This is a genomic window from Paracoccus zhouxuedongae (genome assembly GCF_041927815.1).
Taxonomy (GTDB): Bacteria; Pseudomonadota; Alphaproteobacteria; order Rhodobacterales; family Rhodobacteraceae; genus Paracoccus.
In genome coordinates this window covers 107,715-134,616 of record NZ_JBHFHM010000007.1, presented here as the reverse complement: position 1 = coordinate 134,616, position 26,902 = coordinate 107,715, and the positions used below count along the sequence as shown (strand labels likewise).

Annotated in this window: 25 protein-coding genes; 5 read left to right on the top strand and 20 right to left on the bottom strand. The window is 67.0% G+C overall.

Going from position 1 to position 26,902, the window contains the following annotated elements:
• Positions 1–9: 9 nt before the first annotated feature.
• The 14 genes from ACEYYA_RS10195 to ACEYYA_RS10130 form a co-directional block, all read right to left on the bottom strand.
• Positions 10–1,197: an NADH-quinone oxidoreductase subunit E gene (locus ACEYYA_RS10195; RefSeq protein WP_374800256.1), complete on the bottom strand. Its 1,188-nt coding sequence runs from the start codon at positions 1,195–1,197 to the stop codon at positions 10–12.
• The gene (locus ACEYYA_RS10190) at positions 1,197–2,441 is read right to left on the bottom strand and encodes an NADH-quinone oxidoreductase subunit D (RefSeq protein WP_374800254.1); all 1,245 of its coding nucleotides are present in this window, start codon (positions 2,439–2,441) and stop codon (positions 1,197–1,199) included. Before ACEYYA_RS10190 ends, ACEYYA_RS10195 begins: the two co-directional genes overlap by 1 nt.
• A 3-nt stretch (positions 2,442–2,444) precedes the next feature.
• Entirely contained in the window at positions 2,445–2,876 is a 432-nt protein-coding gene (locus ACEYYA_RS10185) for a thioesterase family protein (protein ID WP_374800252.1), read from the bottom strand.
• The gene (locus tag ACEYYA_RS10180) at positions 2,876–3,508 is read right to left on the bottom strand and encodes an NADH-quinone oxidoreductase subunit C (RefSeq protein WP_374800250.1); all 633 of its coding nucleotides are present in this window, start codon (positions 3,506–3,508) and stop codon (positions 2,876–2,878) included. Before ACEYYA_RS10180 ends, ACEYYA_RS10185 begins: the two co-directional genes overlap by 1 nt.
• Positions 3,509–3,512: 4 nt before the next feature.
• Positions 3,513–4,046 carry a NuoB/complex I 20 kDa subunit family protein gene (locus ACEYYA_RS10175; RefSeq protein ID WP_374800248.1) on the bottom strand — a complete coding sequence of 178 codons (534 nt, stop codon included), beginning with the start codon at positions 4,044–4,046 and terminating at the stop codon, positions 3,513–3,515.
• Positions 4,037–4,402, bottom strand: coding sequence for an NADH-quinone oxidoreductase subunit A (locus tag ACEYYA_RS10170; protein WP_374800246.1), 366 nt, complete (start codon positions 4,400–4,402; stop codon positions 4,037–4,039). The genes ACEYYA_RS10175 and ACEYYA_RS10170 overlap by 10 nt, the downstream gene beginning before the upstream one ends.
• 265 nt (positions 4,403–4,667) lie before the next feature.
• Positions 4,668–5,453, bottom strand: coding sequence for a crotonase/enoyl-CoA hydratase family protein (locus tag ACEYYA_RS10165; protein ID WP_374800244.1), 786 nt, complete (start codon positions 5,451–5,453; stop codon positions 4,668–4,670).
• Positions 5,446–6,297, bottom strand: a complete 852-nt coding sequence (locus ACEYYA_RS10160) for a hydroxymethylglutaryl-CoA lyase (RefSeq protein WP_374800242.1) — start codon at positions 6,295–6,297, stop codon at positions 5,446–5,448. The genes ACEYYA_RS10165 and ACEYYA_RS10160 overlap by 8 nt, the downstream gene beginning before the upstream one ends.
• 45 nt (positions 6,298–6,342) lie before the next feature.
• On the bottom strand, positions 6,343–8,265 hold the full coding sequence (locus tag ACEYYA_RS10155; protein ID WP_374800240.1) for an ATP-binding protein: 1,923 nt from the start codon (positions 8,263–8,265) through the stop codon (positions 6,343–6,345).
• A gap of 9 nt (positions 8,266–8,274) precedes the next feature.
• The gene (locus ACEYYA_RS10150) at positions 8,275–8,697 is read right to left on the bottom strand and encodes a thermonuclease family protein (RefSeq protein WP_374800238.1); all 423 of its coding nucleotides are present in this window, start codon (positions 8,695–8,697) and stop codon (positions 8,275–8,277) included.
• The gene (locus ACEYYA_RS10145) at positions 8,694–9,107 is read right to left on the bottom strand and encodes an ASCH domain-containing protein (RefSeq protein WP_374800236.1); all 414 of its coding nucleotides are present in this window, start codon (positions 9,105–9,107) and stop codon (positions 8,694–8,696) included. The genes ACEYYA_RS10150 and ACEYYA_RS10145 overlap by 4 nt, the downstream gene beginning before the upstream one ends.
• A 2-nt stretch (positions 9,108–9,109) precedes the next feature.
• Complete coding sequence (locus ACEYYA_RS10140; protein WP_374800234.1) at positions 9,110–10,714, bottom strand: carboxyl transferase domain-containing protein; 1,605 nt, start codon at positions 10,712–10,714, stop codon at positions 9,110–9,112.
• Positions 10,711–12,270: an AMP-binding protein gene (locus tag ACEYYA_RS10135; protein ID WP_374800232.1), complete on the bottom strand. Its 1,560-nt coding sequence runs from the start codon at positions 12,268–12,270 to the stop codon at positions 10,711–10,713. Before ACEYYA_RS10135 ends, ACEYYA_RS10140 begins: the two co-directional genes overlap by 4 nt.
• A complete protein-coding gene (locus ACEYYA_RS10130) occupies positions 12,267–13,427 on the bottom strand; it encodes an acyl-CoA dehydrogenase family protein (protein WP_374800230.1) in 1,161 nt (386 codons plus the stop codon). Before ACEYYA_RS10130 ends, ACEYYA_RS10135 begins: the two co-directional genes overlap by 4 nt.
• Positions 13,428–13,718: 291 nt before the next feature.
• On the opposite strand from ACEYYA_RS10130, the gene ACEYYA_RS10125 reads away from it, so the two are divergent.
• Entirely contained in the window at positions 13,719–15,041 is a 1,323-nt protein-coding gene (locus tag ACEYYA_RS10125) for a DEAD/DEAH box helicase (RefSeq protein WP_374800227.1), read from the top strand.
• Between the two features lie 61 nt (positions 15,042–15,102).
• On the opposite strand, the gene ACEYYA_RS10120 is transcribed toward ACEYYA_RS10125, so the two are convergent.
• The 4 genes from ACEYYA_RS10120 to ACEYYA_RS10105 all read right to left on the bottom strand — a co-directional run bounded on the left by ACEYYA_RS10120 (position 15,103) and on the right by ACEYYA_RS10105 (position 18,953).
• Positions 15,103–15,561, bottom strand: a complete 459-nt coding sequence (locus tag ACEYYA_RS10120; protein ID WP_374800224.1) for a phage regulatory CII family protein — start codon at positions 15,559–15,561, stop codon at positions 15,103–15,105.
• 89 nt (positions 15,562–15,650) lie between these two features.
• Positions 15,651–17,858 carry a M10 family metallopeptidase C-terminal domain-containing protein gene (locus tag ACEYYA_RS10115; protein ID WP_374800222.1) on the bottom strand — a complete coding sequence of 736 codons (2,208 nt, stop codon included), beginning with the start codon at positions 17,856–17,858 and terminating at the stop codon, positions 15,651–15,653.
• A gap of 52 nt (positions 17,859–17,910) precedes the next feature.
• On the bottom strand, positions 17,911–18,381 hold the full coding sequence (locus tag ACEYYA_RS10110; protein WP_374800220.1) for a hypothetical protein: 471 nt from the start codon (positions 18,379–18,381) through the stop codon (positions 17,911–17,913).
• 176 nt (positions 18,382–18,557) lie between these two features.
• Positions 18,558–18,953, bottom strand: a complete 396-nt coding sequence (locus ACEYYA_RS10105; protein ID WP_374800218.1) for a hypothetical protein — start codon at positions 18,951–18,953, stop codon at positions 18,558–18,560.
• Positions 18,954–19,122: 169 nt separating this feature from the next.
• Between ACEYYA_RS10105 and pepN the strand changes: the two genes are divergently transcribed.
• From pepN to ACEYYA_RS10090, 3 genes are all read left to right on the top strand, one after another.
• Positions 19,123–21,675 (top strand): aminopeptidase N, encoded by a 2,553-nt coding sequence (gene pepN / locus ACEYYA_RS10100; RefSeq protein WP_374800216.1) that lies wholly within the window; start codon positions 19,123–19,125, stop codon positions 21,673–21,675.
• Positions 21,676–21,868: 193 nt separating this feature from the next.
• Positions 21,869–22,333: an RrF2 family transcriptional regulator gene (locus ACEYYA_RS10095; RefSeq protein WP_374800214.1), complete on the top strand. Its 465-nt coding sequence runs from the start codon at positions 21,869–21,871 to the stop codon at positions 22,331–22,333.
• 38 nt (positions 22,334–22,371) lie between these two features.
• A complete protein-coding gene (locus ACEYYA_RS10090; protein WP_374800212.1) occupies positions 22,372–22,728 on the top strand; it encodes a TfoX/Sxy family DNA transformation protein in 357 nt (118 codons plus the stop codon).
• On the opposite strand, the gene ndk is transcribed toward ACEYYA_RS10090, so the two are convergent.
• Positions 22,725–23,147 carry a nucleoside-diphosphate kinase gene (ndk, locus tag ACEYYA_RS10085; RefSeq protein ID WP_374800210.1) on the bottom strand — a complete coding sequence of 141 codons (423 nt, stop codon included), beginning with the start codon at positions 23,145–23,147 and terminating at the stop codon, positions 22,725–22,727. The two genes, ACEYYA_RS10090 and ndk, sit on opposite strands and share 4 nt — an antisense overlap.
• An 84-nt stretch (positions 23,148–23,231) precedes the next feature.
• Positions 23,232–24,968: a glycosyltransferase family 4 protein gene (locus ACEYYA_RS10080; protein ID WP_374800208.1), complete on the bottom strand. Its 1,737-nt coding sequence runs from the start codon at positions 24,966–24,968 to the stop codon at positions 23,232–23,234.
• 88 nt (positions 24,969–25,056) lie between these two features.
• Here ACEYYA_RS10080 and ACEYYA_RS10075 point away from each other — a divergent pair, with 88 nt between their 5' ends.
• Entirely contained in the window at positions 25,057–26,901 is a 1,845-nt protein-coding gene (locus ACEYYA_RS10075) for an ABC-F family ATP-binding cassette domain-containing protein (protein WP_374800206.1), read from the top strand.
• Position 26,902 lies beyond the last annotated feature (1 nt).

Genomic DNA, 26,902 nt, shown 5'->3' with positions numbered 1-26,902 from the left:
GCGGGGAAATTACGAGTCCTGATCCTTGCCGGTCAGACGGCGCGACTGGTCGGTCTGACCGCCTGCCGCCAGAAGTTTCGCCTGCGACACCCAGTCGTCGCGGGTCGCGCGGCCATGGAACCCCTCAAGGTTGCTGTCGACCCAGGCGAGTTCCGCCCCGGTCCAGCCGGCGATCTGGTCGAAATGGTAAAAGCCCAGGCTGTGCAGCAGCGCCTCAAGCTTGGGGCCGACGCCCTTGATCAGCTTCAGATCATCGGCCTGCCCGTCGCGCGCGGCGGTCAGGCCCTGCGGACGGCTTGCGGATGCGCCGCCGTCAATATCGGGCACCGCGCCTTCGGGTTCGGATTTCGACACGGGCCGCGCGGCCGAACCTTCGGTCGCCTCTTGCACGGTGATGCCGGTCGCATCCACGGGCTTGCCCTCGGAGGGTTTCGCCTCGGGCGCCTCCTCGGCGGGCTGCGGCGCGTCGGGCTGCTGATCGGCGGTGCGCCGGTTCAGCCAGGGCGTCAGCAGCGGCACCTCGGTGCCGTCGATGCGCTTGACCGTATCGCCAATGCCGACGGCCAAAGCGACCGAACCGTTATGCGCCTCACGCGCGCCGGGAACGCTGGTCAGGCTGGTCAGCCCGCCCAAGGGTTCGCTGGCCCAGCGGCCGTTCTGCGGACCCGGCACCGGCACCTGACCGGCGCTGAATTCGTCGATCATCGCCCGCAGCCGGTCGGGCGTCAGGTCTTCATAGTAATCCTTGCCGATCTGGGCCATGGGCGCATTGGTGCAGGCGCCAAGGCATTCGACCTCTTCCCAGCTGAAATTGCCATCCGCCGAAACGGTATGCGGCGTCGGCGCGATCTTTTCGCGGCAGACGGCGATCAGATCCTCGGCCCCGCAGATCATGCAGCTGGTGGTGCCGCAGATCTGGATATGTGCGACCCGACCCACGGGGGCGAGCTGGAACATGAAATAGAAGGTCGCCACCTCAAGCGCGCGGATATAGGGCATCCCCAGCATGGTCGCGACATGTTCGATGGCGGGGCGGCTCAGCCAGCCCTCCTGTTCCTGGGCGCGCCACAAAAGCGGGATAATGGCACTGGCCTGACGGCCTTCGGGATATTTCGTCATCTGCGCCCGCGCCCATTTTTCATTGGCGGGGGTAAAGGCAAAGCTGGCGGGTTGTTCGTGATGCAGGCGGCGCAGCATTAGCGGTCGATCTCCCCGAAGACGATATCATATGAGCCGACGATCGCAGCCACATCGGCAAGCTGGTGGCCCTTGCACAGGTAATCGGCGCTTTGCAGATGGACATAGCCCGGCGCGCGGATCTTGGCGCGATAGGGGCGGTTGGTGCCATCGGCCACCAGATAGACGCCGAACTCGCCCTTGGGGGCCTCGACGGCGGCATAGACCTGACCGGCGGGGACGTGGAACCCCTCGGTATACAGTTTGAAATGGTGGATCAGGCTTTCCATGTCGCGCTTCATGTCGCCGCGCTTGGGCGGGGTCAGCTTGCCGCGCGCCAGCACGTCGCCCTGCCCGTCCGCCGCCCGCAGCTTGGCGGTCGCCTGCTTGATCATGTTGGTCGACTGCACCATTTCTTCCATGCGCAGCAGGTAGCGATCATAGCAATCGCCGTTCTTGCCGACCGGCACCTTGAAGTCGAACTCGTCATACAATTCATAGGGTTGGCTGCGGCGCAGATCCCAGGCATAGCCCGACCCGCGCGCCATCACGCCCGAGAAACCCCAGTCCAGAACATCCTGCGGGCTGACCACGCCGATATCGACGTTGCGCTGCTTGAAGATGCGGTTTTCGGTCAAGAGGCCGTGGATGTCGTCGATCACGCCATAGAACTGATCGGCCCAGGCGTCGATATCGTCCAACAGGTCGGGCGGCAGATCCTGATGCACGCCGCCGGGGCGGAAATAGGCCGCGTGCAGACGCGCCCCGCAGGCGCGTTCGTAAAAGATCATCAGCTTTTCGCGTTCCTCATAGCCCCACAGCGGCGGCGTCAGCGCGCCCACGTCCAGCGCCTGCGAGGTGGTGTTCAGCAGGTGGTTCAGCACCCGGCCGATTTCGGAATACAAGACCCGGATCAACTGCCCCCGGCGCGGCGGGGTGATGCCGGTCAGCCGCTCGATCGCCAGACACCAGGCATGTTCCTGGTTCATCGGCGCGACGTAATCCAGCCGGTCGAAATAGGGCAGCGATTGCAGATAGGTGCGGCTTTCCATCAGCTTTTCGGTGCCGCGATGCAACAGCCCGACATGCGGATCGGCGCGTTCCACGATCTCGCCATCCAGTTCCAGCACCAGACGCAGCACGCCATGGGCCGAAGGGTGCTGCGGACCGAAGTTGATGTTGAAGTTGCGGATCTGCTGTTCGCCGCCCAGCAGGTCGCTGCTGCCGTCGTCATAGCTGTTCACGCGGATGTCGCCGTCCATCATGGCCTAACCCTCCAGCCCTGCCGCCGCGCGTTTGGCGGCCAGCCGTTCGTTGAAACGTTCCGTGGCGATCAGCGCGCGTTGGTGGCGCCCCTCGCCGATCATGTCTACGCCGTCATGGGCGCGGACGGTAAACCAGATCTTGCGCCCGTCGATCGCCTCGACCGTCGCGGTGACGGTGACGGTCTGCCCCGGCAGCGTCGGCGCGACATGGCTGAAATCGACATGGGTGCCCAGGCTGTCCTCGCCCGCATCATAGAACGGCTTGATCAGCTCAACGCATGCCCATTCCATCAGCCCGGTCATATAGGCGGTGGCGAACACCGCAGGCATCGCCGGAAAGGCGCCCTGATCGGCAAACAGCCGCTGCACCGTATGATGCGGGGCCACCACCATGCGGTGCTGGCCGGTCGCGCCGATGGTCAGGCCCGGTTTCATCAGCCCTGCGCCTTTTCGTCACCCGGCAGGATGTATTTCGCACCCTCCCACGGCGACAGGAAATCGAACTGGCGATATTCCTGCACCAGCTTCACCGGCTCATAGACGACGCGCTTCAGCGATTCGTCATAGCGCACCTCGACATAGCCCGAGGTCGGGAAGTCCTTGCGCAGCGGATGGCCGCGGAAGCCGTAATCGGTCAGCAGCCGGCGCAGGTCCGGGTGGCCCGAGAACAGGATGCCGAACATGTCGAACGTCTCGCGCTCGAACCAGTTCGCGGTCGCGTGGATGCCGGTGATCGAGGGGACCATCTCATCGGCGCGGATCTGCACGATCAGCCGGATACGCTGGTTCCGCGTCATCGACAGGAAGTGATAGACCACATCGAAGCGCAAGCCGCGCGACGGGTAATCGACGGCGGTGATGTCGACCAGCGTGGTGAAGGCACAGGCCGGATCGGTCTTCAGGAACTCGACCATATCCAAAAGCCCGGTCAGGGTGATGGTCACGGTCAGGTCGCCATGGGCGATCTGGGTGCCGACGACGGTTTGCGGGCGGCTTGCCTCGACATGGGCGGCCAGTTCGGCAAGCGCGGCATCGGTCACATGGCGGTTGGCGTGGGAAACGGTCATGGCTTTACCTCACCAGGGTGCCGGTGCGACGGATCTTCCGCTGCAATTGCAGGATGCCATACATCAGCGCTTCGGCACTGGGCGGGCAGCCGGGCACATAGATGTCCACCGGCACCACGCGGTCGCAGCCCCGCACCACGGAATAGCTGTAATGATAATAGCCGCCGCCATTCGCGCAGGAGCCCATGCTGATGACATAGCGCGGTTCCGGCATCTGGTCATAAACCTTGCGCAAAGCCGGGGCCATCTTGTTCGTCAGCGTGCCCGCGACGATCATCAGGTCGGACTGGCGCGGGGATGCGCGCGGCGCGGTGCCCCAGCGTTCCATGTCGTAACGCGGCATCGCGGCCTGGATCATCTCGACCGCGCAGCAGGCAAGGCCGAAGGTCATCCAGTGCAAGCTGCCGTTGCGCGCCCAGTTGATGATGTCCTCGGTCGTGGTCAGCAGGAAGCCCTTGTCCTGCAATTCACGGTTCAGCGCCTGGGTGGCGACCTCACGGTCCGGCCCGGCGGTGTTGGCACCCGTCATCACGCCCATTCCAAGGCCCCCTTCTTCCATTCATAGGCAAAGCCCACGGTCAGCACGCCCAGGAACACCATCATCGACCAGAAGGCGACATCAGAGAGCCCGCCAAAGGCGACCGCCCAGGGGAACAGGAAGGCGACCTCAAGGTCAAAGATGATGAACAGGATCGACACCAGATAGAAGCGGACGTCGAACTTCATCCGCGCGTCGTCGAAGGCGTTGAACCCGCATTCATAGGCGCTGACCTTTTCGGGGTCGGGGTTGCGCACCGCGATCACCGCGGCGGCGGCGATCAGCACCAGCGCCAGGGCGACAGCCATACCCGCAAAGATGAGAATCGGCAGATATTCCCGAAGGAGATCGTTCATGATCACAGGCCCTTTCGCGCGCGAACGACCCACCGGCCGTCCCAGCTTGCTTTCCCATTCACGGCCCGTTTACTCCGCCCCCCCGACCGGGTCAACGGACCAGCCCAGGGAATTGACGGCTTTTCCCGGCACAAGGCCCTGACTTTCATCAAGCCACGCGCCGCCATGGGCGGCTGTGCGGCTTTCTTCCTGGTGCAGATATCCTGGCGGCGGGCCGCAGGCCCGGTGGGGCGCAAAGCCCCCTGCCCGCACCCCTGCCGCCCGATCAGCCCGCGACGAAGCTGGCCTTGCGCTTGTCAAAGAAGGCCGCGATCCCTTCGGCCGATTCCGGGCTTTCCCAGCGCGCGACCAGGGCCGCAATGGAATCGTCGATGGCGGCGGGGTCGATCACCATGCCGAACCGGCGCGTCAACGCCTTTGCCTCGGCCACGGCGCCCGGCGCGGTCGACAGATAGGGGATCACCTCGGCTTCGATCGCCGCGTCCAGATCCTCGGGCGCGACCACACGCGACAGCACCCCCAGCCGCGCGGCCTCGTCGGCGGCGAACAGACGCGCCGACATGAACACCTGGCGCGCGTTCGCCTCGCCCATGCGGGCCAGCACATAGGGGCCGATGGTGGCGGGGATCAGGCCCAGCTTGGTCTCGGTCAGGCCGAACTTCGCGCCCGTCACGCCAATCGCCACATCGCAGACGCAGGCCATGCCGACGCCGCCGCCGAAGGCATTGCCCTGCACGCGGCCGATCAGCGGCTTGGGCAGGCTGTTCAGCGCCCCCAGCATCCCGGCCAGCTTGCGCGCCTCAAGTGCGCGCTGCGCGCCGCTGGCCCCGATCTGGTCGCGCATCCAGCCCAGATCGCCACCCGCGCAAAAGCTGGCGCCATCGGCCGCAAGGATCACCGCGCGCACCCCCGCGTCCGCGCCCAGAGCCGCCGCCGCCTCGGTGATCTCGGCGATCATCTGCCCCGACAGCGCATTGTGCTTCTCGGGCCGCGCCAGCGTCAGCGTGGCGATGCCGCGCGCATCGGTGGTCAGCCGGATCGTCTCAGCCATGTCGCATCTCCTGTGCCATGCGGGCGGCCTGGGCCAGAACGCCCATCTCCAGCCCGGTGTCATACCCTTGTGCCGCCAGATGGGCGGCCAGTTTTTCGGTGGCGACATTGCCCGCAGCACCCGGCGCATAGGGGCAGCCGCCAAGCCCGCCGACCGCCGCATCAAAGACCCGGATGCCGCGCGCAAGGCTTGCGTCGGTATTGTCCAGCGCCCTGCCGGCGGTGTCGTGATAATGGCCCGCCAGACGGTCGGCGGGCAGTTCCTCCAGCACGGCGGCCAGCATCGCGTCGATCGTCTCGGGGCGGCCCTGGCCGATGGTGTCGCCAAGGCTGATCTCGTAACAGCCCAGATCGCGCAGCGCGGCGGCGACGCGGGCGACATTGGCGGGCGGGGTCGGCCCGTCAAAGGGGCAATCGGTGACCACGCTGACATAGCCGCGCAGCGGGATGCCATCGGCGCGCGCCGCCGCCGCGACCGGGGCGAAGCGGTCCAGACTTTCGGCAATCGTCGCGTTCAGATTGGCCTTCGAGAAACCTTCCGAGGCACTGGCGAAGATCGCCACCTCATCGGCGCGGGCGGCGCGCGCGCCCTCATAGCCCTTGAGGTTGGGGGTCAGCACCGCATAGCGGGTGCCGGGGCGGCGGGTGATCCCGGCCATCACCTCGGCCGCGTCGCCCATCTGCGGCACCCATTTGGGGCTGACGAAGCTGGTGACCTCGATGCGGCGAAAGCCTGCTGTGGACAGAAGGTCGACCAGTGCGATCTTGTCCGCCGCCGGAATCAGCCGCTTTTCGTTTTGCAGCCCGTCGCGGGGGCCCATCTCGAAGATCTCAACCGTGTTCATGGGATCCACCGTCGCATGAGTATTTGGACAAAGAGGAAATAGGCATCACGCCTCATCCTCCAGCCGGATCAGGGGGGCGCCGGCCTCGACCTGATCGCCCGCAGCGGCCAGCACTTCGGCCACGGTGCCGTCGCGGCTGGCGGTCAGGGTGTGTTCCATCTTCATCGCCTCGAGGATGGCCAGCCGGTCGCCGGTGGCGACAGCCTGACCGGCGCTGACGAATACCGCCTTCACGAGGCCCGGCATCGGCGCCAGCGTCAGCCCCGATCCGGCGTCTTCGCTGGCGCGATCCAGCGGGTCGGTGGGCGTCAGGTGCAGCGTGGTCGAGCCAAAGACCGAGGTGCCCGCCGCATGGTTGACGACGCGCGCCGAGGTCGGCGCATCGTCGATCCACCAGCGGCCCTGCTTGCGGTGCGCCTCATGGGTGGTGTCGCCGGTGGTGACGCGGGCATGGCCGGGGCCAAGCACCTCGACTTGCGCCTGACCGTCCTGCCACATGACGGTGCGTTTGAGCGGCGCCCACAGCGCAAATCCCTGAAGCGGCTGGCCCGAGGTCAGCCCGGCAAGGCCAAGCGCGCCAAGCGCGGTCGCCGCCGTTTCGGGGGCGCGGGCGGCCACCAGATCGTCAAGGTCGCGGCCGATCAGCCCGGTATCGACCTGCCCCGCGCCAAAGCCCTGATGCCGGGTCAGCGCGATCAGAAAGTCGATGTTCGTAACCGACCCGGCCACTTCGGTTTCCATCAGCGCGCGTTCCAGCGACCGCAGCGCGGTGGCGCGGGTCGGGCCATGGGTGATGACCTTGGCGATCATCGGGTCATACCAGGGGCTGATCGTGTCGCCGGGGCGCACGCCGGTCTCGTTGCGGGCCTGCGGGGCGAAATGCAGATGCGTCAGCGTGCCGGTGGCGGGCAGGAAGCCGGCGGGCACATCCTCGGCGTAAAGCCGGGCCTCGAAGGCGTGGCCGGTGATGGTCAACTCGTCCTGGCGTTTGGGCAAAGCCTCGCCGCTGGCGACGCGAAGTTGCCATTCCACCAGATCGACGCCGGTAATCGCCTCGGTCACCGGATGTTCGACCTGAAGGCGGGTGTTCATCTCCATGAACCAGAAGCCGTCCTCGCGCAGGCCGCACGAGCCGTCGACGATGAACTCGATCGTGCCCGCGCCCGCATAGCCGATGGCCTCGGCCGCGCGGACGGCGGCAGCGCCCATGGCGGCGCGGACGGCCTCGGTCATGCCCGGCGCCGGGGCTTCCTCGATCACCTTCTGGTGGCGGCGTTGCAGCGAGCAATCGCGTTCAAACAGATGCACCGCAGTCTGGCCGTCGCCAAAGACCTGCACCTCGATATGGCGGGGGGCGGTGATGTATTTCTCGATCAGCACGTTCGGGTTACCAAAGGCGGTCGCGGCCTCGCCCTGCGCACTGGCCAGGGCGGCGGCGAAATCGGCCTCGCGTTCGACCAGCCGCATCCCCTTGCCGCCGCCGCCCGCGACGGCCTTGATGAGCACCGGATAACCGATCTGACCGGCCTGATCGCGCAGGTGATCGGCGTCCTGGTTGTCGCCCTGATAGCCCGGCACCACCGGCACGCCCGCCTTGGCCATCAGATCCTTGGCCGCGTCCTTCAGCCCCATGGCGCGGATCGCCGAGGAGGACGGGCCGATGAACACCAGCCCGGCCTTTTCCACCGCATCGACGAAATCGGGGTTTTCCGACAAAAAGCCATAGCCCGGATGGATCGCCTGCGCGCCGGTGGCAAGCGCCGCCGCGATGATCGCATCGCCGCGCAGGTAGCTGTCCCTGGGGGCCGGGCCGCCGATATGGATGGCCTCATCCGCCATCGCCACATGGCGCGCGCCGCGATCGGCATCGGAATAGACCGCGACCGTCGCCACGCCCAGACGGCGGCAGGTGTCGAAGACGCGGCAGGCGATCTCGCCCCGGTTAGCCATCAGAATCTTTGAAAACATCGCGTCCCCCTATTGTCCGCACCAGTCGCGGCGGCGGCCGCCGAAATAAGGTTCGGCCAGCCCTTCGCGGATCAGGATCGCCGCCGCATCCTGCCCGTCGATCCACAGCCGGATCAGATCCCGGCCATATTTTTCAGTGCCTTGCCGCACGATCTTCAGATCAGCACCGTTCACAAGCGCGCGCAGCCGCGCGGTTGCGCGCTGACCTGCGGCGCGTTCGGCTTCACATTGCGCGTCGCGCGTTTCAGGCGCGTTCAGCCCGTCGATCCGCGCCGTAAGCTGCCCCTGCCCGCAGTCCATCGCAATGGTGTCGCCGTCATGGACATGGGTCAGCCGGCAATCGTCCCCCACCCCCGGCGCATGGACATAAAGCCACAGCGCCGCCACGGTCAGCGCGGTGATCGCCAGGGCCTGAAGGATCAGCCAGGTCATCCGCATCGGCCCCCTTCCAGAACCTCGATCAGGCGCAGGCGTTCGCAGACGATGGGCATGTCGGGGTCAAAGCCGCCATTGCGGGTGAAATAGTCGATATGGCCTGCACGCCAGTCATCGAAATCCCCCTCGCCCTCGGCCAAAGCGAAGTCCTCGGGGATGTCGCGGAAGGGGCGGATGGCGACCTCGGTCACCTCATAGACCAAAGCCGGGTGGCCCGCGTGATCCAGGGCCACGATGATCTGCCCGGCCTCGGGCAGCGGATCGCCGTCCTCATGATAATGCGCAAGCGCGCCGCAGGTCGCGGTCTTGGCGCCACTGGCGATCAGCGACAAAAGACGCGCCGACAGGTCGGGACTGTCGCCAAAGCGTGTCGGCTGCGCGCCGGGATAGCGGGACCAAACCGTCATCATCACATCCGGAACACGCCGAAGCGCGTCGGCTCGATCGGTGCGTTCAGGCTGGCAGACAGTGACAGCGCCAGCACCTGACGGGTCTTGCGCGGGTCGATCACGCCATCGTCCCACAGCCGGGCACTGGCATAAAGCGGGTGGCTTTGGCGGTCGAACATCTCGATCGTCGGGCGCTTGAAGGTCGCCTCCTCCTCGGCCGACCATTGCCCGCCCGCGCGTTCGATGCCGTCGCGCTTGACCGTCGCCAGCACGCCCGCCGCCTGTTCGCCGCCCATCACGCTGATGCGCGAATTGGGCCAGGTCCACAGGAACCGGGGGCTGTAGGCGCGGCCCGCCATGCCATAGTTGCCCGCGCCGAACGACCCGCCGACCAGCATGGTGATCTTGGGCACATTGGTCGTGGCCACCGCCGTCACCATCTTGGCGCCGTGGCGCGCGATGCCTTCGTTTTCATACTTGCGACCGACCATGAAGCCGGTGATGTTTTGCAGGAAAATCAGCGGGATATTGCGCTGCGAACACAGTTCGATGAAATGCGCGCCCTTGATCGCGGCCTCGGAAAACAGCACGCCGTTGTTGGCGACGATGCCGACCGGGCAGCCCATCACATGCGCGAATCCCGTGACCAGCGTTTCGCCGTAGCGCGGCTTGAACTCGTCAAAGCGGCTACCGTCGACGGTGCGCGCGATCACCTCGCGGATGTCATAGGGGGTGCGCAGGTCGCCCGGCACGACGCCCAGCAGTTCATCGGGGTCATAGGCCGGGTCTTCGGGGGTCTGCCAGACCACGGTCGTCGGCTTGCGGCGGTTCAGATGGCTGACCGCACGACGGGCAAGCGCAAGGGCATGGGCGTCATCCTCGGCCAGGTAATCGGCCACGCCCGACAGGCGGGTGTGGACATCGCCGCCGCCCAGATCCTCGGCGCTGACCACCTCGCCGGTCGCGGCCTTGACCAGCGGCGGGCCGGCCAGAAAGATGGTGCCCTGGTCGCGCACGATGATGGTGACGTCCGACATGGCGGGAACGTAGGCGCCGCCGGCGGTGCACGAACCCATCACCACGGCGATCTGGGGAATACCCTTCGCGCTCATCTGCGCCTGGTTGAAGAAGATGCGGCCGAAATGGTCGCGGTCGGGGAATACCTCATCCTGGTTGGGCAGGTTCGCGCCGCCCGAGTCGACCAGATAGACGCAGGGCAGATGGTTCTGTTCGGCGATTTCCTGGGCGCGCAGGTGTTTCTTGACGGTCATCGGGTAATAGGTGCCGCCCTTGACGGTGGCATCGTTGCACACGACCATCACCTCGGTCCCGTGGACCTGGCCGATACCCGCGATCACGCCCGCGCCGGGGGCGGCATTGTCATACATGTCATGCGCGGCGGTCGCGCCGATTTCCAGAAACGGGCTGCCGGGGTCCAGCAGGTTCGCCACCCGTTCGCGCGGCGCCATCTTGCCGCGCGCCACATGCCGCGCCATCGCCTTGTCGCCGCCCCCCGCCGTCGCCGCCGCAGCGGCCTGGGCGATGGTGTCCAGCATCGCCAGATGGGCGGCGCGATTGGCGCGGAAGGCGTCGGAATTGGTCAGGACGGAGGAGGTAAGTTTCATGCACTGGTCCCCTGTTGCAGTTCGTCTTCGGCCATCTTGCGCAGCTCGCGGCGCATGACCTTGCCCGTGACCGTCATCGGCAGGGCATCCAGAAAGGTGATTTCGCGCGGCGCGGAATGGCGGGCGCAATGCGTGGCGGCATGATCGATCAGCGCCTGCGCAAGTTCAGACGTGCCCTGAACATCATCCCGCAAGACGATGTACGCCTTGACAATTTCCGTACGAAGTTCATTCGGTTTGCCAACAACGCCGACCGCCGCGACGGCGGGGTGTTGCAGCAGCACATCCTCGATCTCGGCGGGACCGATGCGATAACCGGCACTGGTGATCACATCATCGTCGCGGCCGTGGAAGCGGATGTAGCCGTCCTCGATCACGCCGCGGTCGCCGGTCACCATCCACTCGTCGCGGAACTTGTCGGCGGTGGCATCGGGGCGGTTCCAATAGCCCAGAAACATCGACCCCGCGCCGCGACGGATGGCAATGTCGCCCTCGGCCTTGGTGGGCTGGCCCTGCGCGTCGATCACCTGCACGTCAAAGCCCGGCACCGCCTTGCCAAGGCAGCCGGGGCGCGGCGGGAACATCGTCCAGGCGTTGCTGGCGACCATGTTGCATTCAGTCTGGCCGTAGAACTCATTGATGGTCAGGCCAAAGGCGCGCCGCCCCCAGGCCAGCATCTCGGCCCCCAAGGGTTCGCCGCCCGAGGCGACGCTGCGCAGCCCGGCCTGTGCGAAATCGGCGGCCTTCAGGATGCGCAGCGCGGTCGGCGGAAGAAACAGGCAGTTGGCGCCCGATCCGTCGATCACCGCGCGGGCGGCCTCGGGCGTGAACTTCGGCAGGCGGGCGGCCACCACCGGCACCCGCAGCGCAAGGCCCGGCATCAGCACGTCAAAGAGGCCGCCGATCCAGGCCCAGTCGGCAGGCGTCCAGATCACATCGCCGGGCTGGCCCAGGCGGTCATGGCTCATCTCAACCCCCGGCAGATGGCCGGTCAGCATCCGGTGGCCATGCAGCGCCCCCTTGGGCGCGCCGGTGGTGCCGGAGGTATAGATCAGCACCGCCGGATCCTCGGGACCGGTGTCGGCCGCCCGGAACGGCCCAACGTCGGGCAGATCCAGCGCCTCGGGCACGACGGGCTGCACCGCAAAGGGGGCCAGCATCCCCTGCCCCTCGGGGTCGGTCACCACCACGCGCGCGTCGCTGTCGGACAGCCGCAGCCGCAGCGCCTCATCCCCGAACAGTTTGAACAGCGGCACCGAGATCGCACCCAGCTTCCAGATCGCCAGATGCGCGGCGGCGGTCCAGGCGGATTGCGTGCGCAACACCCCCACCCGGTCGCCCCGCGCGACATGCGGCGCCAGATGATGCGCCATCCGGTCGGTCATCGCCGCAAGCTCGGCGCGGGTGTGATCGCGCCGCCCCTCGGTCATGTCGATGATCGCCAGATCGCCCGGATCACCGGCAAGGCATTGATCGGCCATGTTCAGACGCTCGGGAAAGCGCCAGACGAAGGCCTGGCGCATCTCCTCATAGCCAAGGTCGGCCCAGGCGGTCATTCCTTGGTCATGATCTCGCGGCCGATCAGCATCCGGCGGATCTCGCTGGTGCCGGCGCCGATTTCCATCAGCTTCGCATCGCGGAACAGGCGGCTGACCACGCTGTCGTTCAGGAATCCCGCGCCGCCAAGCGCCTGCACCGCCTTGTGCGATTGCACCATCGCCTGTTCGGATGCGTAAAGCACCGCCCCCGCCGCGTCCTGGCGCGTGACCTGGCCCTTGTCGCAGGCCTTCGCCACCTCATAGACATAGGCGCGTGCGGTGTTCAGCGCGACATACATATCGGCCACAAGCGCCTGCATCAGTTGGAAATTGCCGATCGGCTGGCCGAACTGGTGGCGCTCCTTCAGGTAGGGGACGACCTCATCCAGGCAGGCGGCCATGATGCCGGTGCCGATGCCCGACAGCACCAGACGTTCGTAATCAAGGCCCGACATCAGCACGCGCACGCCCTTGCCCTCGGTCCCCAGGACGTTCTCGAACGGCACTTCGCAATTGTCGAAGATCAGCTCGCCGGTGTTCGACCCGCGCATCCCCAGCTTGTCGAAATGCGGCGCCTGGGTGAAGCCCTTCATGCCCTTTTCGACGATGAAGGCGGTGATGCCCTTGGACCCCGCCTCGGGGTCCGTCTTGGCATAGACGATCAGCGTATCGGCATCGGGACCGTTGGTGATCCAGTATTTGTGGCCGTTCAGCACATAGTAACCGTTGCGCTTTTCGGCGCGCAGCTTCATGCCGACGACATCCGAACCGGCCCCGGCCTCGGACATCGCAAGCGCGCCGATGGCGCTGCCATCGCACAGGCCCGGCAGGTATTTGGCCTTTTGCGCATCCGACCCGTTCAGCTTCATCTGGTTGACGCAGAGGTTGGAATGCGCCCCGTAAGACAGGCTGACACTGGCACTGGCCCGCGCGATCTCCTCGACCGCGACGACATGGGCCAGATAACCCATGCCCGAGCCGCCATATTCCTCGGCCACGGTGATGCCCAAAAGGCCCAGTTCACCCATTTCCGACCACAGCTCATTCGGAAAGGCGTTGCTCTGGTCGACCTCGGCCGCGATCGGCTTCAGCCGGTCCTGCGACCAGCGATGCACCATGTCGCGCAGCGCGTTGACATCTTCGCCCAGATCGAACTGCATTCCCGCCGTGAACATGGCCGTTATCCCCCGTTATTGAACGCCCGTTCAATAATGCGCGAAAACGCCTGAGTCGGTCAAGCGCCGTTTGCGTATGGACAGGCGCAGCCTGCAAAAACCGGGCGGCGCCGCGATACGTCAACAGGCTTGACTTTTCACGCCGCAGCGCTCACATCTGCCGCCTTGCCCTGCTGCCGCGTGAGCAGCCCCGCATGATGCGGATGGGGCCACGCAACAGGTTCCCAGGGCAATGACCTTCACGCCGGGGCCATGCGGCCATCGTGCCGCCGCAGCCGGATGAAAGAACCGATGCAATTCAAGGATATGGGCCTTGCGCCCCGGATTTTGGAAAACCTGCCCAAGCTGGGCCTGAACGAACCCACCCCGATCCAGCGCGAGGCGATCCCCGCCATCGTCGCGGGGCGTGACCTGCTGGGGCTGGCGCAGACCGGCACCGGCAAGACGGCGGCCTTTGGCCTGCCGATGATGACGCGGCTGGTCAGCTATGGCCGCAAGCCCGCGCCGAAAACCGTGCGCGCCCTGGTGCTGGCGCCGACCCGCGAGCTGGCCACCCAGATCGCGCAGAATCTGACCGCCTTTGCCGATGGCAGCCCGATCCGCATCTTCCGCGTGGTGGGCGGGGCCTCGATCAACGCCCAGGCCGAACGGCTGGCGCGCGGCGTCGACGTGCTGGTGGCCACCCCCGGTCGCCTGATCGACCTGATGGATCGCCATGCGGTCAACCTGTCGGAAACCGGCTATCTGGTGCTGGACGAGGCCGATCAGATGCTGGACATCGGCTTCATCCATGCGCTGCGCCGGATCGCGCGCGGCCTGCCCGAACAGCGTCAGACCATGCTGTTTTCGGCCACCATGCCGAAGCTGATGGATGAGCTGGCCGAGACCTATCTGACCGATCCGGTGCGCGTCGCCGTGAACCCGCCCGGCAAGGCTGCCGAGGCGATCGACCAGGGCGTGCATTTCGTCAATCAGGGCGACAAGGCGACGCTGCTGGCCGAGTATATCTCGAAACATCCGGGCGAATTGGCGATTGTTTTTGGCCGCACCAAGCATGGTTCGGAAAAGCTGTCGAAGCTGTTGGAAAAATGGGGTTTTTCGGTGGATGCGATCCACGGCAACAAATCCCAGGGGCAGCGCGAACGGGCGCTGTCGGCGTTCCGCGCGGGGCAGACGCAGGTGCTGGTGGCGACCGATGTCGCGGCGCGGGGGCTGGATATCCCCGAGGTTGCGCATGTCTATAACTATGACCTGCCGAACGTGCCCGAGAACTATGTTCACCGCATCGGCCGCACCGCGCGCGCCGGTCGTGATGGCCGGGCCGTGGCGTTCTGCTCGCCCGCCGAAGTGGGCGATCTGCGCGCCATCGAAAAGGCGATGAAGGCGAAGATCCCGGTGATCGGCGGCGAGGCCCCGCCCGAGGCCGCCGCGCCCCAGCCCGGTCGCGGTGGCCCGCGTCGCGGCGGTCCGCGCCGGGGTGGGACCGGCGCGCCCAAGGCCGACGCCGCGCCCGCGCCGCGCAACACCGCCCATGACGCGCCGACCAAGGCCAAGTCGCGCCCGGCGCGCCGCCCCTCGCGCAGGCCGAAGGCGGAACAGAAAAGCGCGGGTTGATCCCCGCGCCGCTCTCCACCCTCGCAGCCGCCCCCTTGGGGCGGCTGTTTTCATGCGCGCCTCAGGTCTGGGCGTTATGTTCCAGGCTCAGCTTGATCTCGACCAGCACGCGCTGCATGTCCTGGGTCTCGGCCAGCAGGCGCTTGGCCTCGTTGATCGAGATGACGCCATCGGCGATCGACTGGTTGTATTCGGCCATCAGTTGCGCGAACCGCTGCGACAGCGACACCACATTGGCGTTGATGTTGCGCGGCTCATCGCGGTTGGCCTGATCGTAGGACACCTGCAAGCCGCGCAGATCGGCCAAAGCCGAGGTCATGTGCGGAAAGCTGGCCGCCGCCTCAAGCCGGGCGACGACATCGACCGGCATGAAGCGGTCGGCATGTTCGGGATCGCCCGAATAATAGCGCCCCAGCGTGGCCTTGGACTTGCCCGACAGCCGCGCGGCGTTTTCGATGCCGACGTCCTTGACCAGGGTTTCGGCATGTTTCTTCAGATAGCTGGCAATAGGGTCGGACACGGCATTTCCCGGTGTGGTGTTCAAACGCAATTTACATACGAAATGCCGTGACGATTGTCATGGATTATTCCATGACATGCCGCGACCGATCAAAACCGCAGATCCCCCGCATCGAAACCGGTGCCGACCACGACCAGGGCGAAGTCGGCAAGCCGGTCGCCATTCAGATCGGCCTCCAGCAGGGTCTGGCCGCTGGTCGCGGTCATCCGCAACTGCCCGGCCTGACCGGTAAAGGCGCCAGCCCCCAGATAGGCGGTCACGCCGGTGCCGCGCAGGTCAATGCGGTCCAGCGCGTCGAAATCGGTGATGCGATCGGCATTCGCGCCGATACCGGAATCGGCGCGGCTGGCAAAGACAAAGGTATCCGCCCCCGCACCCCCCGACAGCACGTCGCGCCCAGCGCCGCCCACCAGCACATCATCGCCCGCCCGGCCAGACAGCACATCCGCCCCCGCCCCGCCGCGCAGCACATTGGCCAGCCCGTCACCCGCCAGCGTGTCATTGCCGCTGCCACCGGTCAGGTTTTCGATGCCGCGCAGGGTTTTGAGGCCGTAGCCGGTATTCTGCGCCCCGGTCACGGCCAGATCCACCCGCAGGGCTGCGGCGCCGTAAAGCTCAAGCACGTCTGCCCCCGCGCCGCCATCCACATAATCAGCGCCGTCCTCGACCCGGATCGAGTCATTGCCGTTGCCAGCCCAGATCCGGTCATCACCCAGGCCGCCCAGAAGCAGGTCGTTACCGTCAAACCCATAAATCTGGTCATTGCCTGCGCCCGACTGGATCAGGTTGGAATCCGCCGTTCCCCACAGGCTGTCATTGCCCGCGCCGGTGGTCAGATGCTCGACCCCTGTAATGCGGTCGGTGCCCTGGTTGGTCGATTGCGGGCCGTTGATGTAAAGCTGGACCCTGACACCCACCGAGGTGTTCATCACCAGCGTATCGCCCCCGGCACCGCCGATGATCACGTCGTCGCCGCTGTCCGCGATCAGATAGTCATTGCCGTCGCCCCCCAACAGGGAATCGCCGCCCCCGCCGCTGATGACCAGATCGTTGCCCGCACCGCCGAATAGATAGTCGCGCCCCGCCCCGCCCCACAGCGTGTCGTTGCCGCCATCACCTCCCAGCGTATCGTCGCCTGCCCCGCCATGGACCGCATCATTGCCGTCGTAGCCCGACAGGTAATCGTTGCCTGCCCCGCCATCCAGCGTGTCATTGCCTGCCATCGCCGACAGCCGGTCATTCCCCGCCCCGCCGACCAGCCGGTTCGCCGCCGCATTGCCCACAATCGTGTCGTTGCCCGACCCGGCGGTGTAATCGTGGATCACCGTGCCGCGCGCGATGCCCATGTTGCTGGTGCCGCCATAGACGCTGGACTGGCTGCCCGCGTTCAGATTGACCGTCTGCGCGGCAGTGTCGGTCGAGAAGTTGATCGCATTGCGCCCGCCGGTGTCGATCAGGGTAAAGGCCACCGGGCTGGCCCCCGACCAGATATTGCCATCGCGCGGTTGCGCCCCGGTCATCTGCCCCAGGATCGCGCCGATATAGCCGCCGACATTGCCGCCGACGCCATAGGTCGTGTCGCCCGCGCGCACCGACCCCGCGCCGTAAAGCCGCTGGATCGCCACGATATCGGCGATCATCGGGGTCAGCGGATAGGCATCGACGCCGCCAATGTCGGATTGCGCGAAATAGCTCATGACCGAGGACGACCAGGTGTCGTTGTCATAAAGCCGGTTCACGCCGTATTGCGCCGATCCGTTGTAATTCCCGGCATGGCCCAGACCAAGCGCATGGCCGATCTCATGCACGAATGTCACCATCGAATAGGTGTCGATGGTGCGGCCATAGGTCGCCGACCAGGCGGTGCCGATGTTCACCGTGGCGCTTTGGGTGGTGTTGCCGACATAGTATTCCGGCCCGGCATAGGCGCCGCTGCCCGTATTGGAAAAGGCGATCTGCCCGCCCGAGGCGACGCGCTGAAAGGTGATACCGGTGGCCTCGGACCAGGCCTCGAACGCCCAGCCGATCATCCGCTGCTGATCGGCGGTCATCGTCGCGCCTGACCAGGTGATCGTCTTGCTGGTGCTGACGTCGAAGGCGATCGTGCCATTGCCGGTCGCCGACCAGCCGCGCCCCCCCCAGGCATGCGCCCAATAGCCGGTGGTCAGTTGCGTGGCGATCTGGTCGATGGACCAGACCTCACCCGCCGCGCGGGGCTGGGTCGCGCCGGTCGCGGCAAGGTTCGCGTAATCGCAATCATGGGTGGTGGGGCGGAACTGGGTGCAGATCTGGCACATGGGCGTCATCCAAAAATGTGTGAAAAATCAGGGGTATTCAAAGCGGTTCGCGTTATGGCGGCAGCCCTGCCTGCTGCAACGCCAGATCCAGAAACCGCGTCAGGCTGTCGCCCGGAAAGGCCGCCGCCGGATCGCGCCCGGCCAGCATCGCCCCGGCCTCGGGGCTGGCACCTTTCGCGGCGCCCTGCTGCCAGCCGATATGGCCCAGCAGGCTGTTGCCGTCCAGCCGCGCCAGGTACAGCGTGACATGCAGCGCCGAACCGGCATCGGGCGCGGGGGCCGCAACAAGCTGGGCGCCGGCCATGCGGCGCTGCAAGGCCAGCGCCAGCGCCGCGCAGGCCTCGGCGGCGCGGGCGGGCGCGACATCTGCCGCGGCCTGGCAGTCATACTGGACGCTCTGCGCGGCCAAGGCCGCCTGCGTCGGGATCATCGCAGCCCCCAAGCCAAGCGCCAGACCCGCCAGAAGCCGCGCGCCAAAGGGCGCGATCAGGGCAGCAGGCAGGGGGCGCGGTCGCATCGTCATGACGTCATTATGCGCCGCACCCAAGGGACGACAAGTCCCCTGCGGCGCACAACCGCAGGTCGCGCGCCAAACCGCCGATCACCTTCTGCCAGCCATGCATAAGGCGCGCACCGTTCCCGGCACGCGCCCCATGTTTTCAGCCTGTTGCACGGCGCTTCAGCGCGCCGCCAAGGGTCTCAGTTCGACGGCGCCGGGGTCGCCGGTTCGGTCGTGGTCGGGGCCGGGGTCGCCGGCTCGGTGGTGGTCGGCGCTGGGGTCGCGGGCGCGGTGGTGGTCGGCGCGGGCGTGGTCGTGGTCGTGGTCGGCGCGGTTTCGGGCGCCGTGGTGCCCGACATGCCCGACATGCCATCCATCCCGCTCATGCCCGACATCCCGTCCATGCCCGACATGCCGGTCATCCCGGTTTGTTCGGCCGGGGCCACGACCGGTTCTTCGGTGGTCATGAACTTCTGCAACACGAAATAGGCCACGGCCAAAGCCAGCAGGATGCCGATGATCAGCGGCAGCGGCGACGACTTCTTGACCGGCTCGGCACGATAGCTGTTGGTCGGGCGGTTGTTCGGATCAGCCATATTTCACTCCTCATGGCGGGGGCGGGCCGGGATGGCGCGCAGGACCGCTGCGGGGCCGTATCTCATCCAAGACATGCCGTCGCACCGGGTTGCGCCAAGTCTAACCTGCCTTTATCGCCATGGTAAGCCTGTTTGCGCCCCAACCCATCCCCAACCGTCCGAGGCCCCGATGTCGACCACCAGCCCGCAGCCTGTCATCCACCTGGCCGATTACCGCCCCTATCCCTGGCGGATCGATCGTGTGGCGCTGACATTCCGGCTGAACCCGACCGCGACCGAGGTGCTGGCGCGCCTTCGCCTGTCGCCGCTGGAACCCGGTCAGCCGCTGGTGCTGGATGGCGAGGCGCTGGATCTGGTGGCCGCCCGCATCGACGACCGCAAGCTGGGCCGCGCCGATTACCACCTGACCGACCGCGCCCTGACGATCCACCCCGCCGCCCTGCCCGAGGGCGACTTCACCCTTGAAACGCTGGTGCGCATCGATCCGGCGGCCAACACCGCGCTGTCGGGCCTTTATCTGTCGAACGGCATCTATTGCACCCAGTGCGAGGCCGAGGGCTTTCGTCGCATCACCTTCTACCCGGACCGCCCCGATGTGATGGCGCCGTTCCGGGTGCGCATCGAAAGCGACCTGCCGGTGCTGTTGTCGAACGGCAACCCGGTCGATCAGGGCGCGGGCTTTGCCGAATGGCACGACCCCTGGCCGAAGCCCGCCTATCTGTTCGCTTTGGTCGCGGGCGATCTGCGCGCCACGCGCGGGGCCTTCAAGACCCGGTCGGGCCGCGATGTCGATCTGGCCGTCTGGGTCCGCCCCGGCGACGAGGGCCGCACCGACTGGGCGCTGGACAGCCTGATCCGGTCGATGAAATGGGACGAGGCCGCCTATGGCCGCGAATATGATCTGGACGTGTTCAACATCGTCGCGGTCGATGATTTCAACATGGGCGCGATGGAGAACAAGGGGTTGAACATCTTCAACGCCGCCCGCGTCCTTGCCGCCCCCGAGACCGAGACCGACGCCGATTTCGAACGGATCGAGGCGATCATCGCCCATGAATATTTCCACAACTGGACCGGCAACCGCATCACCTGCCGTGACTGGTTCCAGCTTTGCCTGAAAGAGGGGCTGACGGTGTTCCGCGACCAGCAGTTCACCGGCGATCTGCGCAGCCATCCCGTCAAGCGGATCGAGGATGTCGCCACCCTGCGCGCCCGCCAGTTCCGCGAGGATGCAGGGCCGCTGGCGCATCCGCCGCGCCCCGATCACTTTGTGGAAATCAACAATTTCTATACCGCCACCGTCTATGAAAAGGGCGCGGAAATCGTGGGCATGCTGCGCCGTCTGGTCGGGCCTGCGGGCTATCGCGCGGCGCTCGACCTTTATTTCGCGCGCCATGACGGCCAGGCCTGCACGGTCGAGCAGTGGCTTCAGGTCTTTGCCGACACATCGGGCCGCGATCTTGCGCAATTCATGCGCTGGTATACCGATGCCGGCACCCCGCATCTGCACCTGACCGAGGATTGGGACGGCAGCCACCTGACGCTGACCTTCCGCCAGGAAACCGCGCCGACGCCGGGCCAGCCCGAAAAGCCCGCCCGCCATATTCCGGTCGCCATCGGCCTTTTGAACCCCAATGGCGATGAGGTGCTGCCGACCACCCTGTGCGAGGTGACGCAAGATAAGCAATCCTTCCGCTTCGGTCCCTATCCGGCGCGGCCCACGGCCTCGGTGCTGCGCGACTTCTCGGCGCCGGTGGTGCTGCACCGCGAACCCGATCCGGCGCGCACGGCGTTTCTGCTGGCCCATGACACCGATCCGTTCAACCGCTGGCAGGCCGGGCGCGATCTGGCGCTTGCCGTGCTGGTTGACCGCCAAGACCCGCGCGATCTGATCGACGGGCTGGGGCGGCTGATCGTCGATGACAGCCTTGATCCGGCCTTCCGCGCCCTTTGCCTGGCGCTGCCGCCCGAAGATGAGATCGCAGCCAGCCTTCATGCTGCGGGCCGCACCCCCGATCCTGATGCGATCCAGTCCGATCGCCGCGCCCTGGCGCGCGCCATTGCCACGGCGCATCAGGACGCGCTCGCCGCGATCTATGACCAGATGGCCACCCCCGGCCCCTATTCGCCGCAGGCCGAACCGGCCGGGCGGCGCGCGCTGCGGCTGGCGGCGCTGTCGCTGCTGACGCCGCTGGACGGCGGCACCCGCGCCCGCGCGCTTTACGCGCAAGCCGACAACATGACCGAGCGTCTGGCGGCGCTGACCGCGCTTGTGCGTGCCGATGCGGCGCAGGCGGAACTCGCGGATTTCGCCACCCGCTACGGCAGCGACCGGCTGGCGATGAACAAATGGTTCACCGTTCAGGTCGCCCATGCCCCTGCCGATCGCGCCGCCCAGATCGCCCGCGCGCTGACGGAACGGCCCGACTTCGACTGGAAAAATCCCAACCGGTTCCGCGCGGTGATGGGCGGGCTTCTGGCCAATCACGCGGGCTTTCACCACGCATCCGGCGCGGGCTATGATTTCTATGCCGATTGGCTGATCCGGCTGGACCCGGTGAACCCGCAGACCACCGCCCGCATGACCGCCGGTTTCGAGACCTGGCCGCGCTATGACACCACCCGCCAGACCCGCGCCCGCGCCGCGATGACCCGCCTGCAAGCCGCGCCGGGCCTGTCGCCCGACACGCAGGAAATGGTCGACCGCATCCTGGGTAGCTGACGGGCTTTCGTCTTGACCAAAACATCCGGGGGGCAGGCCCAAGCCCGCCCCCCGACAGCCCGTAACCGGGGGGCAGCGCCCCCCGCGCGCGCCCGGCGTCGCGGTAAAGAACCATCGGAAATGCTTGATTTGCATCAAGGACAGATCGATCCTGCCCGCGCAGGATCGCGGCACGTTCCGCAAAGGATGGCCGATGCGTCTGACAACCCGAACCAATCTGGCGATGCGCGTGTTGATGGTCTGCGCCGTCAACCCCGGTCGGATCGTGCGCAAACACGAAATCGCCCAGGCCTGCAATGCGTCGGAAAACCATCTGGCGCAGGTGGTCAACACCTTGGCGCAGCTTGATTTCATCGACACCCAGCGGGGCCGTGCCGGGGGGATGCAGCTGGCGCGGCCGATGGATCAGATCGGCGTGGGCGCGGTGTTTCGCGCCTTCGAGACCGGCATTCCCTTTGCCGAATGTTTCGATCAGGGCGGCAATACCTGCCCGCTGGTCGGGGCCTGCCGGTTGCGCGATGCGCTGATTGCGGCGCTGGATGCGTTCCATGCCTCGCTGGATCGGCTGACGCTGGCCGATCTGGTGGCCGACAACCGGCAGTTGGAGCATCTCTTGCGGCTGGCCGCGCGCAGCCCGGAACTGGCCTGCGCCGGTTAGGCCTTGCGCCGCCCCTGCCCGTCGCGTCAGATGGCGGCATGGATGAGACCGACCCCGCCCTGGCCAGCCTGATCGCGCTGCGCAGCATCGGCCCCGCCACGGCGCAGGCAATGCGGCGCGGCGGCGTGCGCGATGCCGATCACCTGCGCGAACTGGGCGCGGATGAGGCGTACCGGCGGATGCTGATCGGCGGCGAGCGCCCGCATTTCATCGGCTATTATGTTCTGCACATGGCGCTGCAAGGTCGGCCCTGGAATGATTGCCAGGGCGCTGAAAAGGTCGCGCTGCGCGCCCGGTTCGACGCGCTGAAGGCCGACATGGCAAAGGGCCGCGATGGCAACACCGCGGCCCCGTTCGAGGATATCCTGAACCGGATCGGTCTGATCCGGCCTTAGCCGACCAGTTCCAGGCCCGAGAAGAAGAAGGCGATCTCACGCGCGGCCGAGGCTTCGCTGTCCGACCCATGGACGCTGTTTTCGCCCTTGGACAGCGCGAAGTCCTTGCGGATGGTGCCGGCATCGGCCTGGGCCGGATCGGTCGCGCCCATCACTTCGCGGTTCTTGGCAATCGCGCCTTCGCCTTCCAGCACCTGCACGACGACCGGTTCCGAGGCCATGAAGCTGCACAGTTCGCCATAGAAGGGCCGCTCGGCATGTTCGGCATAGAAGGCGCCGGCCTGGGCGGGCGACAAGTGGATGCGCTTGGATGCGACGACGCGCAGGCCGGCGTCCTCGAACTTGGCGACGATCTTGCCGGTCAGGTTGCGCTTGGTGGCGTCGGGCTTGATGATGGACAGGGTGCGTTCGATGGCCATGGGATCACCTTTGATAAAGCGGGGCGGGACACCTGCCCCGCCGGATGCGCGCCGGTTATCACGTCGGGCCGGGGCTGGAAAGCCTCAAGCGGGGTGGGCATAGCCGTATTTCATCAGCCAGATCGCGGCGCGTTCGGTGGCAGGCAGATCCAGCCCGGCGCGGGTGGCCAGATCGGCAAGGCTGATCGCGTCCCCATCGGGCAGCGCGGCCAGCACGGCGGTCACGTCGGCGATGACGGCGGGCGGGCGTCGCAGCCGGTCGAACCGGCGCAGGCCCGCCATCGCCTGCGGATCGGGCAGCGGCGCGTCGCTGCGGATCAGGTGAAAGCGCGCGGGCGCGGTGATCTGGCCGCTGGGGTAGCTGGCGAACAGATCATGCGGCGGCAGCGCCTGGGCGACATCGGCGCCAAGCGCGAAGGGCGCGACCCCGGCGGCGATGGCGGCGCGGCGGCGGGCGTCCTGTTCGGCCCACAGATCCTGCATCCGGGGCACGACCGCGGCCCAGTCGAACACCGCTTGCGCCCGCGCCCTGCCCGCCGACCCCAGCCGCGCGCGCAGGTCAGGCGCGTCGGCCAGATCGGCCAAAGCGCGGGCCATGGCATCCACGTCGAAAACGGTCTGCGCGGCGGTCTGCGCCAGATAGTGATGGTAATCATCCTGCCCCAGCAGAAACCGCAGCGCAATCTTGCGCCCCAGCACCGCGCGCGCCGCCAGCGTCGGGATCAGGATGCCGGTCTGGGGCGTGACGGTATCGCGCAGCCCATCCCAGTCGGTCGCCACCACCGGCAGGCCCGCCGCCATCGCCTCGACCGGGGCCAGGCCGAAGGTTTCCTGCACATTGTCGATGGGAAACAGGAAGATGTCGGCCGCCGACAGCCCGGCGCGGCAGCGGTCGCGGCTGGCGCCGTCGATCAGATGCAACGCCACATCGGGCATCAGCGCCTGCGCGGCACGGCGGAAATCCTCGGCCCCGCCGGTGTCGGCGAATTGCCCGATCAGCGCCAGATGCAGGGGGGCGCGGCACCGGCCTTGGGCGCGCGCCAAAGCGATGAAGGCGGGCAGCGGGTCGAACTTTTCGTTGAAGCTGAGCCGCGACAGGCAGGCCACCAGCACCGCATCATCACCCAGGCCCAGTTCGGCCCGCAGCGCCGCCCGCGCCACCGGATCGGGCGCAAAGGCGGCCGTGTCGATGCCCAGCGGGATCGTCTGGATCAGCGGACGTTCGGGCGTGGGCGCGCCGGGAAAGCGGCGGCGGGCGAAATCCTCGGCCACCTCAAGTTGGCGGATCACGCTGGCGCGCACGGCAAGTGAGGTGGTAATCAGCGCGTCCCAAGGCGCCACCGGGGCGGTGACAAACGCGGCGATCTCAGCCTGCACCCCGGCGGTCGCGGTGGTATGGGTCAGCCCGCAATTGGCCCAGGCGGTCTGGCCGCGCATCTGCCGCTGCCAGGCCAGCCGCGCCAGGCTGGGCGCGGGATAAAACAGCGTGCCGATCCCCGCCATCCGCGGATGATCGCGCAGCACCACCGCCGCCGCCCGCCCCGGAGAGACGCGCCGCACCACATCCTGAAACGCGCCGATCGACCCTTGGTGATCGACGCAGGCCAGGGCTGGGCCATCGCCCATATGCGTCAGATAGCCGGTCAGGAACGACTGCCCCGCGACGCGGCGGCCATTGATCCCGTGGCGGCCCGGATCATAGCCATCGGTTGCGAAATAGATCGCCGCGCGGCGCGGTCCGGCGCCAGGCAGCGGCGGGTGATCGCTGGCGGCATCTGGGGAAGCGGTCTGGGGCACCATCGACACCGGGGGCAAGGACAACCCCGCCATTCTGGGACCGCCGCCCGCAAAGTCAATCGCGCCCCATCCGGCGATTGACAAGCCGGGCCTCGCGCGCCATGCCCGCCCCATGCTGCGCATCGACGACATCACCTATGCCATTGCCGGAAAACCCCTGTTCGAGGGGGCCTCGGCCACCATTCCCGCCGGTCACAAGGTCGGCCTTGTTGGCCCCAATGGCGCGGGCAAGACCACTTTGTTCCGGCTGATCCGGGGCGAGTTGACGCTGGACGGAGGCGCGATCACCCTGCCCGCCCGCGCGCGCATCGGTGGGGTGGCGCAAGAGGTGCCCTCATCCGCGACCAGCCTTCTGGATACGGTGCTGGTCGCCGATACCGAACGCGCAAGCCTGCTGGCCGAGGTCACCGACGATGCGCACCGCATCGCCGAGATCCAGACCCGCCTGGCCGATATCGACGCCTGGTCAGCGGAAGCCCGCGCCAGTGCGATCCTGCGGGGCCTTGGCTTTCCGACCGAGGACCACGCCCGGCCCTGTTCCGATTTTTCCGGCGGCTGGCGGATGCGCGTGGCGCTTGCCGGGGTGCTGTTTGCCCAGCCCGATTATCTGCTGCTGGACGAACCGACCAACTATCTGGATCTGGAAGGCGCGCTTTGGCTGGAAAGCTATCTGGCGCGCTATCCCCATACCGTCATCATCATCAGCCATGATCGGGGGCTGCTGAACCGGGCCGTCAACGCGATCCTTGCGCTTGAGGATCGGCAGTTGACGCTGTGGGCCGGGCCTTACGACCAATATGCCCGTCAACGCACCGAACAGCGCGCCCTGCAAGCCGCCGAGGCCAAGAAGCAAGAGGCCCGCCGCGCCCATCTGCAAAGTTTCGTCGACCGGTTCCGCGCCAAGGCCACCAAGGCCCGGCAGGCGCAGGCGCGGGTGAAGATGCTGGAAAAGATGCAGCCGATCACCGCCCCGCATGAGGCGGCGGCGCATGTCTTTACCTTTCCCGCGCCCGAGCAGCTTTCGCCGCCGATCGTCACGCTGGAAGGCGTCGATGTCGGCTATGACGGACGCGCGGTGTTGCGCAAGCTGGACCTGCGCATCGACCAGGATGACCGGATCGCGCTGCTGGGCCGCAATGGCGAGGGCAAATCGACGCTGGCCAAGCTGCTGTCGGGTCGGCTGGAGGCGATGGCCGGGCGGATGGTCGCCAGCTCGCGCCTGCGGATCGGCTATTTCGCCCAGCATCAGGTGGATGAGCTGCATGTGGACGAGACCCCCTTTCAGCACATCCAGCGGGTTTTCCCCGATGAGGGCCAGCCCCGGCTGCGGTCGCGGCTGGCGGGGTTTGGCCTGGGCGCCGATCAGGCCGACACGCCCGTGGGCCAGCTTTCAGGCGGGCAAAAGGCGCGGCTGTCCTTGATGCTGGCGACCACCCAGGCCCCGCATCTCTTGATCCTGGATGAGCCGACCAACCACCTGGACATGCAAAGCCGCGAGGCGCTGATCGAGGCCTTGAACGCCTATACCGGCGCGGTGGTGCTGGTCAGCCACGACATGCACCTGTTGTCGCTGGTCGCGGACCGGCTGTGGCTGGTCAAGGCGGGCCGGGTCACGCGCTATGACGACGATCTGGACAGCTACCGCGCCGCGCTGCTGGCGGGGGATGAGGGCGAAAAGCCCGCCAAACCGGCGGCGGCGAAGCCCGCCCGGCCATCGCGCGATCAGATCTTGGCGCTGCGGTCCGAGGCCCGCAAATGCGAGGATCGGGTGAACAAGCTGCTCGAGATGCTGGAAAAGATCGACGACAAGCTGGCCGATCCAACGCTTTACGAACGCCCCGACGAGGCCGAGAAATGGGCCAAAAAGCGCGCCGAAGCCGCCGACGGGCTGGCGCGCGCCGAAACCCTGTGGATGGCCGCCCTTGAGGCGCAAGAGCAGGCCGAGGCCGCGCGTTAGG

Bases quoted from the DNA above. Each gene is read 5' to 3' on its own strand.
- ACEYYA_RS10195 (WP_374800256.1), bottom strand. From the start codon at position 1,197: ATGCTGCGCCGCCTGCATCACGAACAACCCGCCAGCTTTGCCTTTACC.
- ACEYYA_RS10190 (WP_374800254.1), bottom strand. From the start codon at position 2,441: ATGATGGACGGCGACATCCGCGTGAACAGCTATGACGACGGCAGCAGC.
- ACEYYA_RS10185 (WP_374800252.1), bottom strand. From the start codon at position 2,876: ATGAAACCGGGCCTGACCATCGGCGCGACCGGCCAGCACCGCATGGTG.
- ACEYYA_RS10180 (WP_374800250.1), bottom strand. From the start codon at position 3,508: ATGACCGTTTCCCACGCCAACCGCCATGTGACCGATGCCGCGCTTGCC.
- ACEYYA_RS10175 (WP_374800248.1), bottom strand. From the start codon at position 4,046: ATGGGCGTGATGACGGGTGCCAACACCGCCGGGCCGGACCGTGAGGTC.
- ACEYYA_RS10170 (WP_374800246.1), bottom strand. From the start codon at position 4,402: ATGAACGATCTCCTTCGGGAATATCTGCCGATTCTCATCTTTGCGGGT.
- ACEYYA_RS10165 (WP_374800244.1), bottom strand. From the start codon at position 5,453: ATGGCTGAGACGATCCGGCTGACCACCGATGCGCGCGGCATCGCCACG.
- ACEYYA_RS10160 (WP_374800242.1), bottom strand. From the start codon at position 6,297: ATGAACACGGTTGAGATCTTCGAGATGGGCCCCCGCGACGGGCTGCAA.
- ACEYYA_RS10155 (WP_374800240.1), bottom strand. From the start codon at position 8,265: ATGTTTTCAAAGATTCTGATGGCTAACCGGGGCGAGATCGCCTGCCGC.
- ACEYYA_RS10150 (WP_374800238.1), bottom strand. From the start codon at position 8,697: ATGACCTGGCTGATCCTTCAGGCCCTGGCGATCACCGCGCTGACCGTG.
- ACEYYA_RS10145 (WP_374800236.1), bottom strand. From the start codon at position 9,107: ATGACGGTTTGGTCCCGCTATCCCGGCGCGCAGCCGACACGCTTTGGC.
- ACEYYA_RS10140 (WP_374800234.1), bottom strand. From the start codon at position 10,714: ATGAAACTTACCTCCTCCGTCCTGACCAATTCCGACGCCTTCCGCGCC.
- ACEYYA_RS10135 (WP_374800232.1), bottom strand. From the start codon at position 12,270: ATGACCGCCTGGGCCGACCTTGGCTATGAGGAGATGCGCCAGGCCTTC.
- ACEYYA_RS10130 (WP_374800230.1), bottom strand. From the start codon at position 13,427: ATGTTCACGGCGGGAATGCAGTTCGATCTGGGCGAAGATGTCAACGCG.
- ACEYYA_RS10125 (WP_374800227.1), top strand. From the start codon at position 13,719: ATGCAATTCAAGGATATGGGCCTTGCGCCCCGGATTTTGGAAAACCTG.
- ACEYYA_RS10115 (WP_374800222.1), bottom strand. From the start codon at position 17,858: ATGTGCCAGATCTGCACCCAGTTCCGCCCCACCACCCATGATTGCGAT.
- ACEYYA_RS10110 (WP_374800220.1), bottom strand. From the start codon at position 18,381: ATGACGATGCGACCGCGCCCCCTGCCTGCTGCCCTGATCGCGCCCTTT.
- ACEYYA_RS10105 (WP_374800218.1), bottom strand. From the start codon at position 18,953: ATGGCTGATCCGAACAACCGCCCGACCAACAGCTATCGTGCCGAGCCG.
- pepN (WP_374800216.1), top strand. From the start codon at position 19,123: ATGTCGACCACCAGCCCGCAGCCTGTCATCCACCTGGCCGATTACCGC.
- ACEYYA_RS10095 (WP_374800214.1), top strand. From the start codon at position 21,869: ATGCGTCTGACAACCCGAACCAATCTGGCGATGCGCGTGTTGATGGTC.
- ACEYYA_RS10090 (WP_374800212.1), top strand. From the start codon at position 22,372: ATGGATGAGACCGACCCCGCCCTGGCCAGCCTGATCGCGCTGCGCAGC.
- ndk (WP_374800210.1), bottom strand. From the start codon at position 23,147: ATGGCCATCGAACGCACCCTGTCCATCATCAAGCCCGACGCCACCAAG.
- ACEYYA_RS10075 (WP_374800206.1), top strand. From the start codon at position 25,057: ATGCTGCGCATCGACGACATCACCTATGCCATTGCCGGAAAACCCCTG.